The sequence below is a fragment of the Microbacterium sp. NPDC058021 genome (assembly GCF_042885955.1).
GTDB lineage: Bacteria > Actinomycetota > Actinomycetes > Actinomycetales > Microbacteriaceae > Microbacterium.
On record NZ_JBHVRF010000001.1, the window covers coordinates 576,697 to 594,464 of the forward strand.

A 17,768-nucleotide genomic window follows, 5' to 3' on the forward strand; every position below is an offset into this window, starting at 1 on the left:
CGAGACGGTGGGTATCGCCCGCGGTCTCGGCCACCGGTATTCGTCTCACCGATCGGCGGCGCGGCCGGGCGCGGGGCGGGGCGGGGCGGGCGGGCTACTCGGCGACGGGGCCGAGGAGCGGGGCGGGGACGAAGCGGGCGGTCGAGGCGAGAGCCTGCTCCAGCTCGATCACCCGCACCCGGTTCGCGCCGGTGCGGGTCGCGGGCGCGGGCACGAAGAGGGTGCGCTGCGGCCCGTTGGCCCAGTACCGCCCGAGCAGCAGGTCGCCGACGATCACGAACCCCTTCCCCCATTCGGCGGTGTCCAGGAACAGGTCGGTCGGCTCTGCCAGGGTGAACGTGCCCTCGAGCACGGTGAGTTCCGGGGCGGATGCCGCGTCTTCCAGTCCGATGGGGGTCGCCGTCCAGCCGGTCAGCGGGGTGCCGTCGAGCATTGCGGGACCGATGAGCCCCTTGGGCTCACCCAGCCGCACGTCGTAGTTCACGCGCCCCTGCTCCTCCACCAGCACGCTCACCACGCGTCCCGCCGGGATGCGCAGCGCCCGCTCGTGGCGCGTTCGCGAGATCGTGCCGACGCGCACGCCGTCCACCGACACCCACGCCTGGTCGCGCACTTCATCGAACGACAGGATGCCGCCGGCGAAGCCGGTCGGCAGGGTCGCCTCGTAGCGCAGCAGGGCGCCCAGATGGCCGAGGTCCTCGAATGTCGGCGGGTGCTCGCGGACCGCACCGGTCACCGGGTCACCCGCACCCGCACCCCCCGCCGCGGGCCGCAGCGGCACATCGAACTCGGGCGCGGGCGCAGCCGGCTCCGGGACCTCGGCCGGCACCGGGGCGTAGCGGGCGATGACCTCGCGGAACGCGTGGAACTTCGCCGTCGGGTTGCCCGCTTCGTCCAGCGGGGCGTCATAGTCGTACGACGTCACGATCGGCAGGTACCGCCCCTTGTCGTTCGCACCGTTGGTGAGCCCGAAGTTCGTGCCGCCGTGGAACATGTAGATGTTCACCGACGCGCCCGCCGCCAGCAGCGTGTCGAGCTCGGCGGCCGCTTCGGCGGCATCCGTCGTGTGGTGCACGCCGCCCCACCAGTCGAACCAGCCGTCCCAGAACTCCGAGCACATGAGCGGACCGTGGGGCTGGTGGGCGCGCAGCGTCGCCAGGCGCTCGGTGGCGCGCGACCCGAAAGAACCGGTGGTGTGCAGTTCCGGGAGCGTGCCGGCGGCGAGCATGTCGTCCATCGGCTGATCGACCGTCGTCAGCGGCACGGTGATGCCGGCCCCCCGCGTGATGCGCACGAGTTCGGCGAGGTAGTCCTTGTCCGAACCGTAGGCACCGTACTCGTTCTCGATCTGCACGAGCACGACGTTGCCGCCGCGGTCGATCTGCCGCGGTGCGACGATGTCGTAGACGCGCCGCAGATACGTCTCGAGCGCCGCGAGATAGGCGGCATCCGAACGCCGCAGGCCGATGCCGGGCATGCTCGTCAGCCATACCGGCAGTCCGCCGTTGTGCCATTCCGCGCAGATGTAGGGGCCGGGGCGCACGATCGCGTGCATGCCCTCCGCTGCCACGAGGTCGAGGAAGCGACCGAGGTCGTTGGCGCCGGAGGCATCCCACTGTCCCCGTACCGGCTCGTGGGCGTTCCAGGCGACGTAGGTCTCGATCGTGTTCAGGCCCATCAGACGTGCCTTGCGGATGCGGTCGGCCCAGTGCCCCGGGTGGATCCGGAAGTAGTGCAGCGCCCCGGCGATGACCTGGTGGGGGCGGTCGTCGAGGAGGAAGTCGTCCTCACCGATGGCGAAGGTGCTCACGTGGTCCTTTCGGGGAGGGGAGCGGGTTCCGGGCGGTGGACACCCCGCGGACGGTAGCCGAGGGAGTCCGACAGCCCGACGAGATCGGCGAGGTACCAGATGATCGCCAGCCACATCTCGGTGCCCTGCAGACCGGGGTCGTCGGCTTCGAGGCGGAAGGCCATGCCGGCCCCCGGGTGCCAGTGCGCGAGCGCGTGGTCGAGGAGATCCTCGGCGAGCGAGCGGATCTCGGCCGTGCGGTAGCCGGTGCCGCGCGTGAGCCACAGCGGGTGGGCGATGTCGAGCACCGTGCAGGCGTCGCGCCGCGCGGGATCGAGCCATCGCTCGTCGCGCGCGTGCCGCAGCACCGTGTCGATGACCGCATCGCCGTGCAGCACCGGTACCCCGAACTGAGCGAAGGTCCCGCGGGAGGCTCGGTAGAAGCCGTTGACCAGCGGCAGCAGCCCGCGGTCGGGGGTGGCCCGCCCCCACATGCCGCTGCGGGCGTCGGCGCGGGTGACCAGCCACCCGAACAGTGCCTCCTCGACCCCCGCGGGAACCGGGTCGCCGCGGCGCTTGGTCCACAGCAGTGCCGTGCCCAGGGCATCGACGTGGTGGCCGGCGTGCCATGCGTCGGTCTCCCAGGGCAGCGACTCCAACCGCTCGACGATCGAGGCGGGGGTGGCGGCGGTGATGAGGGTGAGTGGATGCCGGAAGGCGGCCCCGAGCAGATCGAGCGCGTACCCGGTGCTCAGCACGTGGTAGGCCGCCGCGGCGTCGGACCAGTCGAGTGGACCGGCAGCGCCCCACTCGGCGACGGCGCCGGTGGCGGCATCCTGTGCACCCTGCAGCAGGGCGACGAGGTCGTCGCGGTCGGTGCCCGGCGGGGGAGACCCGAGCAGCAGATCGGCGATCTCGATCGCGTCGCCCTGGGCGCGTACGGTGATCGGCGCACCCGGACGGTCCCGGTACCGGCCGGTGTCGGCGTCGTGCGCTCGCCGCAGCAGCGCGTCGGCGTCGGCGCGGGCCGCGTCGGCGAAGGCCGCCAGACGCGTGGTGAGCGGCGAGACGTCGGGGGCCGCGGGTGGCACGCGCCATCGCAGCAGGCGGGCCGGATTCCCCCCGACGATGGCGCCGGGCGCGACATCCTTGGTCACCACGGCGCCGGCGGCGAGCACGGCATGGGAGCCGACGGTGACACCGTCGAGCACGACGACGTGCGACCCGATCCACACATCGTCGCCGACGCGCACCCCGTCGCTGCGCAGCGGCTGGCGGTGCACCGGGATGCCGGGAGCCATCGAGTGGTTGAATCCGAGCACCGAGCTGTGCGCACCCATGCGCACCCCGTCACCGAAGACGACCCGCCCACTCACGACCGTGTACGGGTTGATCGAGCAATCCGCACCGATCTGCACCGTGCCGGTGAGGTACGCCCCGGCCGCGACGTACGAGCGGTCGCCGAGGGTCAGCGTGTCGGCGTCGACGGCGGCCAGTTCCGAGACGAAGCAGTCCGCCCCGAACCGCCACTCGGGATGGGCGCGGGTCAGCACCTGCTGGTGCTGTCGTTGGGCATCCTGCGCCGCGGGCGTCGCGGTCGTCCAGAAATCCCACGGCGAGTGGTCGTGGCGGTCGATCATCCGTCGGCCCTCAGGTGCGGGGAGCGGCGGTGGAGCCGCGCACCTTCAGCCGCGGGTTCAGCAGCACCCGTCGCGTGGCGCGCGTCGGGTCGGCCAGGCGCGCCGCGAGCAGGTCGACCGCCGCCTCGCCCACGCTGACCCGCGGGGGTGCGATCGCCGTGAGGGCCGGCGTGAACAGCTCGGCGACCTCGTCGTCGTAGGCGATGATCGACAGGTCCTCCGGCACCGAGATGCCGCGGTTGAACGCGAGGTCGACGAAGGCCATGGCTTCGGGGTCGGAATGCACGAGCAAAGCCGTCACCCCCGTGCTGAGCGCCTGGTCGAGCGTGGCGTCGACGGCAGCGGAGAAGTCCGCGCTCGTGCGGTCGGGGAGGGTGGACTCGATGTGCTCGGCGGGGGTGAGGCCGAGCTCCTCGCAGGCAGCCTGCCACCCGGCGGCGATCTTGCGGGAGGTGGGGGAATTGCGCGAAAGCACGAGCCCGACCTTGCGATGCCCGAGCGAGGCGAGGTGGCGCGCGGCCAGGACAGCACCGAGCGCGTGATCGGTCGTGACCGATTCGGCCGGCACCCCCTCGGGCTGAACGAGCCCGTCGCGTTCGACCAGGACGCTCGGCGTGCCGCATTCGGCCAGCCACTGGATGACGTCCTGCGCGTGCGGGGTGTCGGTGTTGGGGGCGACGATGAGGCCGCGTACGCCGCCGTTGCGCACGAGGCGCTCGAGCACCGGCCGCTCGTCCTGCAGTTCGTAGGATGCGCCCCTCAGCTGCACGCGCAGGCCATGCCGCCGTGCGGCGGTCTCCATGCCCCGCACGACGCCGGGCCAGTAGTAGTTCAACGACGGTACGAGCACGGCGATCGAGCCGGCATCGGCCGCGGGCGGGGCGCCGGCGGGCTGGTCGGCGGCGGGGATGGCGCCACCGTGGACGCGCACCAGCAGGCCCTCCTGCTCCATCTGCGCGAGGTCGCGACGCAACGTCACCGTCGCCGCACCGAGTTCGTCGGACAGCTGCGAGATGCGCACAGCGCCGTCGCGCTCCATCGCGGTCAGGATGTGGCTGCGGCGTTCGGCCGGCAGCGGCGCGGGTGTGGGATCGGTCATCGTCGGTCGTCCTCGTCTGCTACGTCCAGTTCTATCGTGACTCGGAGTCGATCACGGCCATCCAGCACGATTGCCAGTCGTGTCAGGCGCGTTCCCCACACGTCCGAGAGCATCGGATCGTCCAGTTCGCGCACGTCCACCCGGTGGGCGGCGTCGGCCGGCCAGGTGAGGCGCACCGGGCGCGCGCCGCCCAGAGGCAGCACGCGTGCACGCCCCGGCGAGACCGTGACCTCGCCCGCCAGCAGCAGGTGCAGCACCGACCCCGGCCCGGCGGTGTCCCAGCGATCGGAGAGGCGCACGCACCCGGTCGCGCGGTCCAGTCGCACCGACCGGCTCCAGGAGACACCCGACAGCGGGTACGCGCCGCCGATGTCGAGGTCGATGGTCGTGCCGTCGTCCCCGCATCCGACGGCGACATCGGATGCCGCGAACTCCGCGCCCACACCCTGTGGCGTGCCTGCGATCTCCGGCACGTTGTGCCAGCTGCTCTGCATCGTCCAGATGTCGTACCGATCCGGCCCGAACGTCTGTGCCGTGTAGGTGGGCCTGCCTGCGTCGACCACCACCGGCACGCCGTCGACGGCGACGATGACCGAGCCGACGTCGTTGTGGTTGTGGTTCTCGCCGTTGTGTCCGCCCTTGACCACGACGCTCAGCCCGGCGGCCGACCCGGCGCCGGGTCGTGCGAGCAGCACCTGGGTGGACGCAAGCCACACGTCGCGCGGCAGCGGCGAGTGCTCGGGGGCGGCATCGATCCAGGCGGGGTCGGTGAGCCCACGCAGCAGCCGACCGAACCCTTCGTGCTCGGTCGCGGCGCCCGACGTCGGCTCCCGGTGCGCGGCGGCGTGGGCACGCGCCGCGTCGTCGCCGACGGCGCGGGCCGCGCGGTGCAGCGCATGCCACGGCTGGTGTGCGGGGGGTCGGGCGGGGCCGTCGGCGAGGTTGACGTACCAGGGTCCGCCGAGGTGCATGCGGTGGGGGAAGGCGACGGTCTCCCGCAGCGCGGGCACTGCGGGTGCGGCATCCCACCGGCCCTCGGTCGCGAAGGCGAGGATGTCCAGCGCCTCCAGCGCGCGGCAGGCGCCGTTCCACCAGTACGCGTATCCCTCGTCGATCGCGCCGTCGTCGGGCAGGACCGCCACGTAACGGTCGATGCCTTCGACAGCCAGGCGCACGACCGCTTCCCGCTCGATGTCGTCGTCGACGAGAGCCAACGCGGCGACGAGCACATTTCCGTGGATCCACGGGCTCCAGTTGTGCACGTGGCCGTCGAGCCCCAGCCAATGCCAGTCCCGCCGCCGGAGGAACGGTTCGATCACCCGCACCCGGGCTTCGTGGCGGATGCGTGCACGCAGGCCGGGGTAACGCTCGTCGAGTGCTCCTCCGAGCAGATGATCGATCCAAGCCAGCTGCCCGACGACCTCGCCCGCGCCGAGATCGAGGAACGGGTCGGTCACGGTGGCCAGCACGCTGCCGTGGGCGCGGTGGGTGTCGTCATGGGCGGGCCAGCACCACGAGGACTGCTCGGCGAGCAGCCAGACGCCGTCTGCCACCTCGTCGAGGAATGCCTCCTCGAGGGTGACGGCCGCGGCGACCGCGGCCCGGCTGAGTCGACGCTGCCGCTCGAAAACCTGCTGCTCCCACCCGTCGCGGTCGCCGTCGCGGTGCACGCGCGCTGCGGCGCTCGCGAGCGGTTGCGGCCACGGGGAGCCGGCTTCGGTGCGAGCTGCCGCGACGATCGCAGTGACGGCTGGGCGGTCTGCGCGGCCGTCCGGGCCCCATGTCGTGCGATCGGCCGCGGGCGGCACCGGGAGGGCGTGTCCGACGGGTCGCAGGGTCGCATCGTGGGTGAAGAGGGCGTGCAGTGGCCCGGCGAAGGCGTTGGGGCTCAGCTCCACGCTCGTGTCCTCTCCGACCGAGGCGCGACTCGGCGCATCGATCAGAAACGATCATAACAAGTCGGTTTCGGTCTTGCAATTGATCGAAACAGGTTGATAATCTCCGAATCGGTCGCCGTTGTTGACGATCAGATCTTTCGAAGGAGAACCGGTGGCTCCCGACCTGAAGGCCACACACGGCGCCTGGAGCCGTGATGACTGGCTTGCCCGCGCAGACGCGATGCTGACCGCGGCCCGCCGCCACGCCACCCCCGGCGCAGGGCGGATCGTCTTCCCCGGTGGCGAAGGGGGCTACGGCCACGCGGTGGACGGGCTCGAGGGTTTCGCCCGCACCTTCCTGCTCGCAGGCTTCCGCATCGCCGGCGCGCAGGGCGAAGGCGTCGACGACCTGATCGACTTCTACTCCCGCGGCATCGCGTCCGGCGTCGACCCCGATGCCACCGATCGCTGGGTGCGCATGGACGAGCACGCGCAGGCGAAGGTCGAGGCGGCATCCATCGCCCTCATCCTCGACCTCACCCGCCCGTGGATCTGGGATCGACTGGACACCACGACGCAGCAGCGCGTCATCGACTACCTCGCACCCGTCGTCGGCGACGACACGTACCCGCAGACGAACTGGGTGTGGTTCCGCATCGTCGTGCAGACCTTCCTGCGCTCGGTCGGCGGGCCCTGGTCCGCCGACGACATCGCCGCCGACCTCGCCCGCCACGACACGTTCGTGCGGGAGGGCGGCTGGCTCTCCGACGGCGACGAGCGCTCGTACGACCACTACGTCGGCTGGGCGCTGCACGTCTACCCCATCCTGTGGGCGCGGATGTCGGGCGCGCAGGAGCTGTCGGGCGGTCGCACCGTCGCCGACGTCGCCCGCCTCGACCGCTTCCTCGCCGACGCCCTCGTCCTCGTCGGCGGCGACGGCTCGCCGCTCGTGCAGGGACGGAGCCTCATCTACCGGTTCGCGGCCGCCGCGGCCTACTGGGCGGGCGTCGTCGCCGAGGTCCCCTCCCACTCGCCCGGCCGACTGCGAAACGCCGCGGAGGCGATCGTCGGGCACTTCGCCGACCACTCCGCCCCCGATGCCGACGGGATCCTCACCATGGGCTGGCACCACGAGTGGCGCCCCCTGGCCCAGTCGTACTCCGGTCCGGGCTCGCCCTACTGGGCGGTGAAGGGGTTCCTCGGCATCTCGCTGCCCGCCGACCACCCGGTGTGGGCGGCTCCGGCGGAACCGCTGCCGGTCGTCGAGGCCGACCAGCTCATCGCGATCGCATCCCCCGGTTGGGTCGTCTCGGGCACGCGCGCCGACGGCATCGTGCGCATCGTCAACCACGGTACCGATCACGCCCATGCCGACGCCCTGGTCGCCGACTCACCGCTGTACGCGCGCATCGGCTACTCCACCGCGACGGCGCCCCTCGTCGACGAGCGCGGCTGGATCGAACCGCTCGAACAGTCGGTCGCCCTCGTGGATGCCGACGGTCGCGGCACGCACCGCGCCGCCATGACGCTGCTCGAGGCCCGCGTGCAGGACGACGAGGACGGCCACCTGGGCATCGCGTCGTCGACATGGCAGGCGCACTGGGTGACGCCCTCGCCGACCGCGCACCGGCACGGCTCGGGCCTCGCCGGCGCGGCCGAGGTCGCCGGGCGACTCACGGTGCACTCGCTCGTGCGCGGCTCGTCGGAGGTGCGCATCGCGACCGTCGATCGGCTGGCCCCTGGCCTGGATGCCGCCTCGCTGCGGCTCCGCGTCGGCGGCTGGGCCATGGCGGGCGACGATCCCCGCGGCGGGTCCGATGCCACCGGAGCCTGGGCGCTCGCGCGGGAGCGGGTCAGTGGCATCCGCTCACTCACGGACGGAGCCCCCGCCCTGGTCGCCCGCGACGACGCGAGTCCGCTCGGGTCGCACGCTCTCGTGCCGACCACAGAGCACGCGGTGCGCACGGGCGAGCCCGTCATCGTCCTCATCGACCTCGCCGGCGGCGACGACCCCGTGGCCCCGGCCGCGACGGTCGCGCTCGACGGCCGGACGGTCACGGTCGACTGGCCCGACGGCCGTCGCACCGTGAGCCGCCTCGCAGACCCCGAGTCGCCCGATGCGACCCGGCACCACGAAGCCCGCAGTGGGGCTTCGAACGCAATCGCAAAGGAGCAATACGCATGAAGCGCAAGTTCGCAGCCGCGACGGCTGTGGTCGTCATGGCCAGCCTCTCGCTGGCGGCCTGCAGCGGCGAGGCCGAGCCCGCGGCCGACGCCGAAGCCGGTCCCGTCACCCTCACCCTCTCCGGGTGGAGCCTGGCGACGACGCCCGAGTTCCAGGTGCTCGCCGACGCCTTCCACGAGAAGAACCCCGACGTCACCGTCGAGCTCAAGGAGTACGACGCCGCCGAGTACAACACGCTGGTCACCGCCGACCTCGCCGCGGGCGTGGGCCCCGACATCATCACGCAGAAGGAGGTCAAGTTCGTCACGACCTTCCAGGAGGGCGGCCAGCTGCTCGACGTCTCCGACGTCGAACTGCCCGACGGCATCGGCGGCGCCTCGTCGTACGAGGTCGACGGCGTGGCATACGGCGTCCCGTACCGTCAGGACCGCTGGGTGCTGTTCTACAACACAGCGCTGTTCGACGCCGCCGGCGTGGACTACCCCGACGGTACGTGGACGTGGGACGACTACGCCGAGGCCGCCACCGCCATCTCGCAGGCCGGCACCGCGAAGGGCGCCTACCAGCACCGCTGGCAGTCGACCGTGCAGGGCTTCGCCAGCGCTCAGGAGGGCACCGACATCCTCGAGGGCGACTACGGCTACTTCGCCGACTCGTACGAGCGGGTCCTGGAGTTGCAGGACGCGGGCGCACAGATCGACTTCAACACCTCCAGCGCCAACCAGCTCACCTACCAGGGCGAGTTCGGCAAGCAGAATGCCGCGATGATGCCGATGGGCACGTGGTACACCGCGACGCTCATCTCGCAGCAGGCGGCAGGCGAGGCCGATGACTTCGAGTGGGGCATCGCTCCCATCCCGCAGCTGGACGACTCGACGACCGGAACCGACAACACCCCGGTGACCTTCGGCGACCCGACCGGTCTGTCGATCAACGCCGGCATCGACGAGTCGAAGGTGCAGGCGGCCAAGGACTTCCTCGCCTTCGCCGCGAGCCTCGAGGCGGCAGAACTTCTGGCCGAGATCGGCATCACTCCGGCCGTCGCCGACGACAACGTCACCGAGGCCTACTTCGCCGTCGAGGGCGCACCCACCGACGACCTGTCGAAGTTCGCCTGGTCCACCGGTGACGTGGCGCCGGAGAACCCGACGTCGAACAAGACGGCGTCGATCCAGAACATCCTCCTCGACATGCACACCGCGATCCTGTCCGGCTCGACCTCGGTCGACCAGGCGATCAAGGACGCGGAGGCGCGCTTCGAGAACGAGGTCGGCAGCGACTGACCCCACGTCGGTCCGCCGACACCCCGCGGCCGGCGCGGCGCGCCCGCGCCGGCCGCATCCCCTGCGTCCTCCCAAGGAGACCCCATGACCACCGCCGCCGCCACGAAGGCCGGCAGCCCCGAGCCGTCGCTGCGCCGCCGTCGATCCAAGCTCACGCTGCGCAACACGCTCCTGGGCTGGAGCTTCATCCTCCCCAACTTCATCGGCTTCGCCACCCTCACCCTCGTCCCCGTCGTGACGCTGTTCTACATGTCGATGACGAACTGGAACGTCTTCGGCTCCGCGACGTGGGTGGGGTTCGCCAACTTCGAGCGCCTGTTCGGCGACGGCAGCTTCCGGATCTCGTTCTGGAACACGATCTACTACGCGGCGCTGCACATCCCGCTGACGATCGTCGCGGCCCTCGGGCTCGCGTTGCTGCTGAACAACAAGCTGCGCGGCGTCGCCTTCTTCCGCACCGCGGCGTTCCTGCCCTACATCACCTCGATCGTCGCGATCGCGGTCGTGTGGAACCTCCTGTTCAGCCCCGACTACGGCCCGATCAACCAGATCCTCCGCGCCATCGGCCTGGCCAACCCTCCGGGATGGCTCACCTCGTCCGACTGGGCGATGCCGGCCGTCGTCATCGTCGGCACGTGGCGGGACATGGGCTACTACATGATCCTGTTCCTCGCGGGCCTGCAGACCGTGCCGCGTGAGCTCTACGAAGCCGCGCGCGTGGACGGTGCCGGCGCGTGGCAGCGCTTCCGCAACGTGACGCTGCCGTGCCTGCGCCCGACGATGTTCTTCGTCACCGTGATGCTGACGATCAACTCGTTCAAGATCTTCGATCTCATCCTCGTGATGACCGACGGCGGTCCCGGACAGTCCACGTCGGTGATCTCCCAGTTCATCTACCGCAAGGGATTCGAAGAGAACCAGTTCGGCTACGCCTCCTCGGCGGCCGTCGTGCTCTTCTTCCTCTGCATCGCCGTGACCATCTTCCAGTTCATCTGGAACAAGCGGAGGAACGCCTGATGACCGAGCTGCTCGTCCCCGCCGACGACCGCCGCGCCCTGCGCAAGCTGGCCGAGGACCCCTCACCCGGAGCGGACACCCCCGAGAAGCGCACCCCGTTGCAGCGATTCGGACGCGTCGCGCTGTACACGGCGCTGCTGATCGCCGCCGCCGGGCTCCTGCTGCCCTTCTTCTGGATGGTCATGAGCTCGCTCAAGTCCGCCAACGAGGTCTTCTCGGTGCCCGTGCAGTGGATCCCCGAGGTGTTCGTCTGGCAGAACTACATCGACATCTGGACCGAGTCGAACATGCTCGTCTGGATCCGCAACACCCTCCTGCTGGCCGTCGTCGTCACCTTCCTGCAGGTGCTCACTGGCTCGTTCGCGGCCTACGGCTTCGCCCGCATCCGCTTCCCCGGGCGCGACGTGCTCTTCCTCTGCTACATCGGCACCATCGCCGTGCCGTGGCAGTCGTACATGATCCCGCAGTTCATCCTGCTGTCGGACATGAAGGTGGCGAACACACTGTGGGCGATCATCCTCATCCAGGCGTTCGGTGCGTTCGGGGTGTTTCTGATGAAGCAGTTCTACGAGACCATCCCCGAGGACCTGTCCGAAGCGGCACGCCTGGACGGCCTCAGCGAATACGGCATCTGGCGGCGCATCATGCTGCCGCTGTCGGTCCCGGCCATCGCCAGTCTGTCGCTGCTGACCTTCACGAGCACCTGGAACGACTACCTCGGACCGCTCATCTACTTGCGCAACCCCGACCTGTGGACGATCCAGCTGGGCCTCAAGAGCTTCGTCAGCAACCTGTACGACACCGACTACGCGCTGCTGTTCGCGGGCCTGACCATCTCGGTCATCCCGATCGCGATCGTCTTCCTGCTCGGCCAGAAGTACTTCGTCGAGGGCATCGCGACCAGTGGGATGAAGGGCTGAGGCGATGAAGCGCATCTCGCACAGCACCTACACCACCATCTTCGGGGTCGCCTATCTCGGGCTCATGACCAACCTCGCCCTGGTCGTGGCCTGCCTTCCGCTGGTGGTGCTGCTGGTGATCACCGATCCGGCGCTGTCCTGGCCCCTCCTCGCAGCGGTGGCCCCGCTGTGCGCCCCGGGCCTCACCGCAGCCTTCCAGGCGTTCCGCGCCCACGGCGCCGGCGACCCGCAGGTCGTGCGGGCGTTCGTGCGGGGCTGGCGTCAGACCTGGCGGAAGTCGATGATCGTCGGACTGGTGGTGGCCGTCGGCCTCGTGGTGGTGCTGGTGGACGTGCGCTTCTTCTCTCCGATGCAGGCCGGCGTCGCGATCATCCCGGCGCTCGGAGTCATCGCGGTGCTGCTGCTGGCGGCGGGGCTGGTCGCGCTGGTCGCACTCGCCGAGGAACCGACCGCGCGTCTGGGGGCCGTCGTCAAGGCCGCGCTGTACCTGAGCGTCCGCCGCTGGTGGCTGAGCCTGGTCTCCTTGGCCGTCCTCGCCCTGCAGGTCGCACTGTTCACCGCCATGCCGGCTATCGCGATCGGACTCACCGCCGCGCCCGCGCTGTACGTCGCTTGGGCCAACGCCCGCTACATCCTCCGCCCCGTGCTCGCTGACCCCGAGCCCGTGGCCGCCTGATCCAGAAGGACACCTCTTCCATGACCTCCCTCCCAGACACCGGCGCCCCGGTCGCGATCGATCCCCGCATCGACGCCGCCGTGACCGACGTCCTGGTCACCCTCCGCCGCAACATCGACGGCTTCGGCCTGCGCTACCCCGACGACACCACCGACGGCGCCCGCTATCCGGTGCGCCCCGCCAGCGGCGACTTCGCCGCGGGGGCGAACCGCGGCTGGACGACGAGCTTCTGGCCCGGAATGATGTGGATCGCGTGGGAGACGACCGGCGATGACGTGTTCCGTCGCGCGGGTCTGGCTCACCTCGCGGACTTCGCGCGGCGAGTGCGCGACGAAGACGACCTCGACACCCACGATCTGGGCTTCCTCTACACCCTCGCCGCCGTGGCGCCCTGGCGTCTGCTCGGGGATCCCGAGGGCCGCTCCGCGGCATTGGATGCCGCCGAGCACCTCATGCGGCGTTTCCTCGAGCCCGCAGGGATCGTGCAGGCGTGGGGCGATCTGTCCGATCCCGCGCAGCGTGGTCGCACCATCATCGACAGCCTCATGAACATGCCTCTGCTGACGTGGGCGGGGGAGCAGACGGGCGATGCGCGGTTCGCCGACGCCGTGCGCCGTCACACCACGCAGCTGCGCACCCACATCCTGCGTGAGGACGACACGACGTTCCACACCTTCTACTGGGATGCCGAGACGGGTGAGCCCCTGCGCGGTGCGACCGAGCAGGGCGCATTCGACGACTCGTGCTGGGCGCGCGGACAGGCGTGGGGCATCTACGGCTTCGCGCTGAATCACCGGGCGACCGGCGACGAAGCGCTGTTGGACGCGTCCCGCCGCTGTGCGGAGTACTTCCTGGCACACCTCCCGGCCGACCGCGTGCCGTTCTGGGACATGGTGTACACCGACGGAGCCGATGCGCCCCGTGACAGCTCGTCGGCGGCGATCGCGGTGTGCGGCCTGTTCGAGCTGGCGGAGCTCGAGACCGATGCGGCCCGCGCCGCCCGGTGGCGTGAGGCCGCGCAGGGCATGCTCGCCTCGCTCATCGAGAACTACACCCCTGCCGATCCGGCGGATTCCGACGCCGTGCTTCTGCACAGCGTCTACGACTTCCCCAAGGGGATCGGGGTCGACCAGGGCACGCTGTGGGGCGACTACTTCTACCTCGAGGCGCTGACCCGCGCCGCCCGGCCCGGCTGGCGGCCGGCGTGGTGAGGTTCGTCTCCTACCGCAGCGGATCCGCGCTGCGCGCCGGCGCGGTCCTGCGCGCCGCCGACGGCGACCGGCTGCTCGACCTCGGCGCCGACCCGCTCGTGGAGATCCTCTCCGACGCAGGGCGGACGGATGCCGCGCGCGCCGCCGTGGCGGCAGCCGACGCGTCGGCGCTGCCGGCACTGGCATCCGTACGGCTGGAGGCGCCCGTGCGGCCCGGCACGATCCTCTGCCTCGGCTACAACTACCGCGGCCACGTTCCCGACGGCGTCGACCCGACCGCCGACGACCCCGCCACGCCCGACGTGTTCGTCAAGACGCGCAACACGCTCGCGGGACCGGCGGACCCGGTCGTCGTGCCGGCGGTGGCCGACGATGTCGACTACGAGGGAGAGCTCGCCGTCGTGATCGGGCGGCGGGCGAAGGACGTCACGCCGCAGCAGGCTCTGCGCCACGTCGCCGGTTACACGATCCTCAACGACGTGTCCGACCGCTCCTGGCAGCGGCGGCAGAGCCAGTGGGCGCTGGGGAAGTGCTTCGACTCGTTCGCGCCGCTCGGACCCTGGATCGTCACGCCCGACGATGTCGGCGACCCGCAGGACCTGCTGGTGGAGGTCGTCCGCGACGGCGTGGTGACGGTGTCGCAGTCCACAGCGACGACCATCTTCCCCGTCGCCGACATCGTGTCCTACCTCAGCCAGGTCATGACCCTGGAGCCGGGGGACGTCGTCTCCACCGGTACACCGCAGAAACTCCCCGAGGCCCAGGCCGCACACCGGCCGCTGCGCCCGGGCGACACCGTCACCGTGCGCATCGCGCGCATCGGTGAACTGACCACCACCTTCATCGGAGGAACCGCATGATCCTTGACAGCTTCCGCCTCGACGGGCGGGTCGCCCTCGTCACCGGCTCCAGCCGCGGCCTCGGGCAGGGCGCGGCCGTGGCGCTCGCCGAAGCCGGTGCCGACATCGCGCTGGTCGACCGCGGTGACGGCAGCGAGACCGCCGACCGCATCGCCGCCACGGGCCGACGCGTGCACCGCATCCAGCTCGACCTGGGCGCGGCGACGCCGGCCGAGCTGGCGGGCGCGATCGACGAGGCCGTCGCCGAGCTCGGACGACTGGACATCCTCGTCAACAACGCCGGCACCATTCGGCGTACGCCCGCCGCCGACCACTCGGCCACAGACTGGGACGAGGTGCTCGCGCTCAACCTCGACGCCGTATTCCACCTGTCGCAGGCGGCCGGCCGACTCATGATCGCGCAGGGCCATGGCCGCATCATCAACATCGCCTCGATGCTGTCGTTCCAGGGCGGGCTGTTCGTACCCGGCTACGCAGCCTCCAAGCACGCGGTCGCCGGCCTCACCAAGGCGCTCGCGAACGAGTGGGCAGCCTCCGGCGTCACCGTCAACGCGATCGCTCCCGGCTACATGGCCACCGACAACACCGCGCCGATCCGCGCCGACGTCGAGCGTGAGGCCACGATCCTCGCCCGGATCCCGGCAGGCCGATGGGGGACGCCCGAAGACCTGCAGGGCGCCTTCGTCTTCCTCGCCTCCGATGCCGCCGCCTACGTCACGGGGGCCATCGTCCCCGTCGACGGCGGCTGGCTCGTCCGCTGAACACCCCCACCCAAGGAGGAACCCCCATGCAGCAGCGTTACGCCACCAACCCGGCGCAGATCCCCGGTATGACCACCGCCGACCTGCGCGACCAGTACCTCGTGCCCGATGTGTTCGTGCCGGGCGAGATCACCGTCGTCTACACGCACCACGACCGCATCGTGCTCGGCGGCGCCGTGCCCGCCGGAAAGGAACTCTCCCTCCCCGGCTACCCCGAGATCCGTAGCGACTACTTCCTCGAGCACCGCGAGGTCGGCATCATCAACGTCGGCGGCACCGGCACGGTCACCGCCGACGGCGAGGTGTACACCCTGGTCAAGGGTGCCTGCCTGTACCTGGGTCGCGGCATCCGCGAGGTCGTCTTCGCCGATGCCGACGGCGACACCGGTGCGCAGTTCTACCTGTTCTCCGCGCCGGCGCACACCGCCTACCCCGCCGCGCTCGTCTCGCCGGGCGAGGGCACGGTCCGGGAGCTCGGCGATCAGGTCACCAGTAACCGCCGCACGCTCAACCAGTACATCCATGAGAACGGCATCAAGAGCTGCCAGATCGTCATGGGCGTCACCGAGCTGCACCCGGGCTCGATGTGGAACACCATGCCGGCACACACGCACGACCGTCGCACCGAGTGCTACCTGTACTTCGATGTGCCCGAGGATGCCCGTGTCATCCACCTGCTGGGCGAGCGTGAGGAGACCCGGCACCTGGTCGTCGCCGACCGGCAGGCGATCATCTCTCCCAGTTGGTCGCTGCACTCCGGCGTGGGCACGTCCGCCTACTCGTTCATCTGGGCGATGGCGGGGGAGAACCAGGCGTTCGACGACATGGATGCCGCTCCCGTCACGACACTGAAGTGACCGGACGCCGCGCCGGCTCCGGTGCCGTGCTGCTCGCGATCGGGGAGACCATGGCCATGGTCGCCCCGATCGCGGCCGTGCCGGTCGAGGAGGCGGAGACCTTCCGGGTGGATGCCGGGGGCGCCGAGTCCAACGTCGCCGCCCATGCGGCGGCGCTCGGCGTGACGGCGGTCTGGTACTCCCGGCTCGGCGACGACGCACTCGGGCGACGGGTGGCATCCCGTGTCGCCGCCCGCAGCGTGGACGTCAGCCGTGTCGACACGGACCCGCGGCATCCGACCGGCCTGTACGTCAAGAATCCCGGTCACGGCGTGACGTACTACCGGGCGGGTTCGGCGGCGTCGCATCTGTCTCGGGCCGATGCCGACGCGCTGGTGCTCGACGGGATCGACATCGTGCATCTGTCGGGCATCACGGCGGCGCTGTCGGTGTCTGCTGCGGCGTTCCTCGCGCGCGTGATCGACCGCGCGCGGGGTGCCGGGGTGATGGTGAGCTTCGACGTGAACCATCGCGCGGCGCTGTGGCCGGCCGAGGCGGCGGCCGCGCCGCTGCTGACTCTCGCCCGCCGCGCCGACATCGTCTTCGTCGGCCGTGACGAGGCCGAGACCCTGTGGGGCGCGGCGACCGCCGACGCGGCGCGCGCACTGCTCCCCGCCGTGCGGCAGCTCGTCGTGAAGGACGGCGCGGTGGGAGCGACCGTCTTCGAGGCGGGTGCCGCGGTGTTCGAGCCCGCGCTCGTCGTCGACGTCGTCGAGCCCGTCGGCGCCGGCGACGCCTTCGCCGGCGGCTACCTCGCCGCGCTCCTGGCAGGCGAGCCTCCTGCGGCGCGCCTGCGCCTGGGACACGACCGCGCTGCCCTCACGATGGCCACTACGGGGGACTTCCCCGACCCCACCCAGACCCGTTCCTCCGAAAGGACCCCCGCATGACCGCTTCGGCCGATTCCCGCCGCTTCGACGAGATCTTCGCAGGCGCGCCGCTCATGGCGATCCTGCGGGGGATGGGTGTCGAGCGTTCCGCCCGGCTGGCCACCACTGCATGGGATCTGGGCATCGACTCCGTCGAGGTGCCGCTGCAGACCGAGGAGGACGACCGGGCGCTGCGCGAGGTCGTGCGTATCGGGGCCGAACGCGGCAAGGCGGTCGGGGCCGGCACGATCCTGACGGTGGCCCAGGTGGATGCCGCGGTCGCCGCAGGCGCGGCCTATCTCGTCTCGCCCGGCCTCGACCCGGAGATCGTGCGGGCTGCCGCGGAGCGCGGCATCCCGATCCTTCCGGGCGTGGCCACCCCGAGCGAGGTCGGCCAGGCCGTCGCGCTCGGTCTCACGTGGCTGAAGGCGTTCCCGGCCCAGTGGCTGGGAGCGCACTGGTTCGCGCACATCCGCGGCCCGTTCCCGCAGGTGAAGTTCGTCGCCACCGGCGGCATGGATGCCGGCAACGCGGGCGAGTTCCTCGCCGCCGGGGTCACCGTGGTGGCCGTCGGCTCCGCCCTCGAGAACGAGGCCCAGCTGCCGCGCCTGGCCGCGCTCCTGCAGTCGACCCCCTGACCCCCCGCCCCCGCCCGCCCCGCCCTCGCCTCCGTGCGCTGAGACGA

15 protein-coding genes are annotated in these 17,768 nt (G+C 71.1%); 11 read left to right on the top strand and 4 right to left on the bottom strand.

The features are described 5' to 3' along the window. Nucleotides 1–94: 94 nt before the first annotated feature. Genes ACFVR6_RS02670 through ACFVR6_RS02685 form a run of 4 tightly spaced genes read right to left on the bottom strand, consistent with a single transcriptional unit; the run spans nucleotide 95 to nucleotide 6,426 of the window. Nucleotides 95–1,810 (bottom strand): glycoside hydrolase family 35 protein, encoded by a 1,716-nt coding sequence (locus ACFVR6_RS02670; protein ID WP_386958558.1) that lies wholly within the window; start codon nucleotides 1,808–1,810, stop codon nucleotides 95–97. Further along, on the bottom strand, nucleotides 1,807–3,429 hold the full coding sequence (locus ACFVR6_RS02675) for an acyltransferase (RefSeq protein ID WP_386958560.1): 1,623 nt from the start codon (nucleotides 3,427–3,429) through the stop codon (nucleotides 1,807–1,809). Before ACFVR6_RS02675 ends, ACFVR6_RS02670 begins: the two co-directional genes overlap by 4 nt. A 10-nt stretch (nucleotides 3,430–3,439) precedes the next feature. Continuing rightward, entirely contained in the window at nucleotides 3,440–4,528 is a 1,089-nt protein-coding gene (locus ACFVR6_RS02680; RefSeq protein ID WP_386958562.1) for a substrate-binding domain-containing protein, read from the bottom strand. Next, on the bottom strand, nucleotides 4,525–6,426 hold the full coding sequence (locus tag ACFVR6_RS02685; protein WP_386958564.1) for a heparinase II/III domain-containing protein: 1,902 nt from the start codon (nucleotides 6,424–6,426) through the stop codon (nucleotides 4,525–4,527). Before ACFVR6_RS02685 ends, ACFVR6_RS02680 begins: the two co-directional genes overlap by 4 nt. 151 nt (nucleotides 6,427–6,577) lie before the next feature. Between ACFVR6_RS02685 and ACFVR6_RS02690 the strand changes: the two genes are divergently transcribed. The 11 genes from ACFVR6_RS02690 to ACFVR6_RS02740 all read left to right on the top strand — a co-directional run bounded on the left by ACFVR6_RS02690 (nucleotide 6,578) and on the right by ACFVR6_RS02740 (nucleotide 17,721). After that, a complete protein-coding gene (locus tag ACFVR6_RS02690; RefSeq protein ID WP_386958566.1) occupies nucleotides 6,578–8,590 on the top strand; it encodes a DUF2264 domain-containing protein in 2,013 nt (670 codons plus the stop codon). Further along, nucleotides 8,587–9,873 carry an ABC transporter substrate-binding protein gene (locus ACFVR6_RS02695; RefSeq protein ID WP_386958568.1) on the top strand — a complete coding sequence of 429 codons (1,287 nt, stop codon included), beginning with the start codon at nucleotides 8,587–8,589 and terminating at the stop codon, nucleotides 9,871–9,873. Before ACFVR6_RS02690 ends, ACFVR6_RS02695 begins: the two co-directional genes overlap by 4 nt. Nucleotides 9,874–9,957: 84 nt before the next feature. Further along, nucleotides 9,958–10,890 (top strand): carbohydrate ABC transporter permease, encoded by a 933-nt coding sequence (locus ACFVR6_RS02700; protein WP_386958570.1) that lies wholly within the window; start codon nucleotides 9,958–9,960, stop codon nucleotides 10,888–10,890. After that, nucleotides 10,890–11,810, top strand: a complete 921-nt coding sequence (locus tag ACFVR6_RS02705; protein WP_386958571.1) for a carbohydrate ABC transporter permease — start codon at nucleotides 10,890–10,892, stop codon at nucleotides 11,808–11,810. Before ACFVR6_RS02700 ends, ACFVR6_RS02705 begins: the two co-directional genes overlap by 1 nt. A 4-nt stretch (nucleotides 11,811–11,814) precedes the next feature. After that, complete coding sequence (locus ACFVR6_RS02710; RefSeq protein WP_386958572.1) at nucleotides 11,815–12,486, top strand: DUF624 domain-containing protein; 672 nt, start codon at nucleotides 11,815–11,817, stop codon at nucleotides 12,484–12,486. A gap of 20 nt (nucleotides 12,487–12,506) precedes the next feature. Beyond that, a complete protein-coding gene (locus ACFVR6_RS02715; protein ID WP_386958574.1) occupies nucleotides 12,507–13,697 on the top strand; it encodes a glycoside hydrolase family 88 protein in 1,191 nt (396 codons plus the stop codon). After that, nucleotides 13,691–14,557 (top strand): fumarylacetoacetate hydrolase family protein, encoded by an 867-nt coding sequence (locus ACFVR6_RS02720; protein WP_386958576.1) that lies wholly within the window; start codon nucleotides 13,691–13,693, stop codon nucleotides 14,555–14,557. Before ACFVR6_RS02715 ends, ACFVR6_RS02720 begins: the two co-directional genes overlap by 7 nt. After that, nucleotides 14,554–15,318, top strand: coding sequence for a 2-dehydro-3-deoxy-D-gluconate 5-dehydrogenase KduD (gene kduD / locus ACFVR6_RS02725; protein WP_386958577.1), 765 nt, complete (start codon nucleotides 14,554–14,556; stop codon nucleotides 15,316–15,318). Before ACFVR6_RS02720 ends, kduD begins: the two co-directional genes overlap by 4 nt. 26 nt (nucleotides 15,319–15,344) lie before the next feature. Next, nucleotides 15,345–16,175 carry a 5-dehydro-4-deoxy-D-glucuronate isomerase gene (gene kduI, locus ACFVR6_RS02730; RefSeq protein ID WP_386958579.1) on the top strand — a complete coding sequence of 277 codons (831 nt, stop codon included), beginning with the start codon at nucleotides 15,345–15,347 and terminating at the stop codon, nucleotides 16,173–16,175. Next, entirely contained in the window at nucleotides 16,172–17,104 is a 933-nt protein-coding gene (locus ACFVR6_RS02735; protein WP_386958581.1) for a sugar kinase, read from the top strand. The genes kduI and ACFVR6_RS02735 overlap by 4 nt, the downstream gene beginning before the upstream one ends. After that, on the top strand, nucleotides 17,101–17,721 hold the full coding sequence (locus ACFVR6_RS02740) for a bifunctional 4-hydroxy-2-oxoglutarate aldolase/2-dehydro-3-deoxy-phosphogluconate aldolase (RefSeq protein ID WP_386958583.1): 621 nt from the start codon (nucleotides 17,101–17,103) through the stop codon (nucleotides 17,719–17,721). Before ACFVR6_RS02735 ends, ACFVR6_RS02740 begins: the two co-directional genes overlap by 4 nt. Nucleotides 17,722–17,768: the final 47 nt, after the last annotated feature.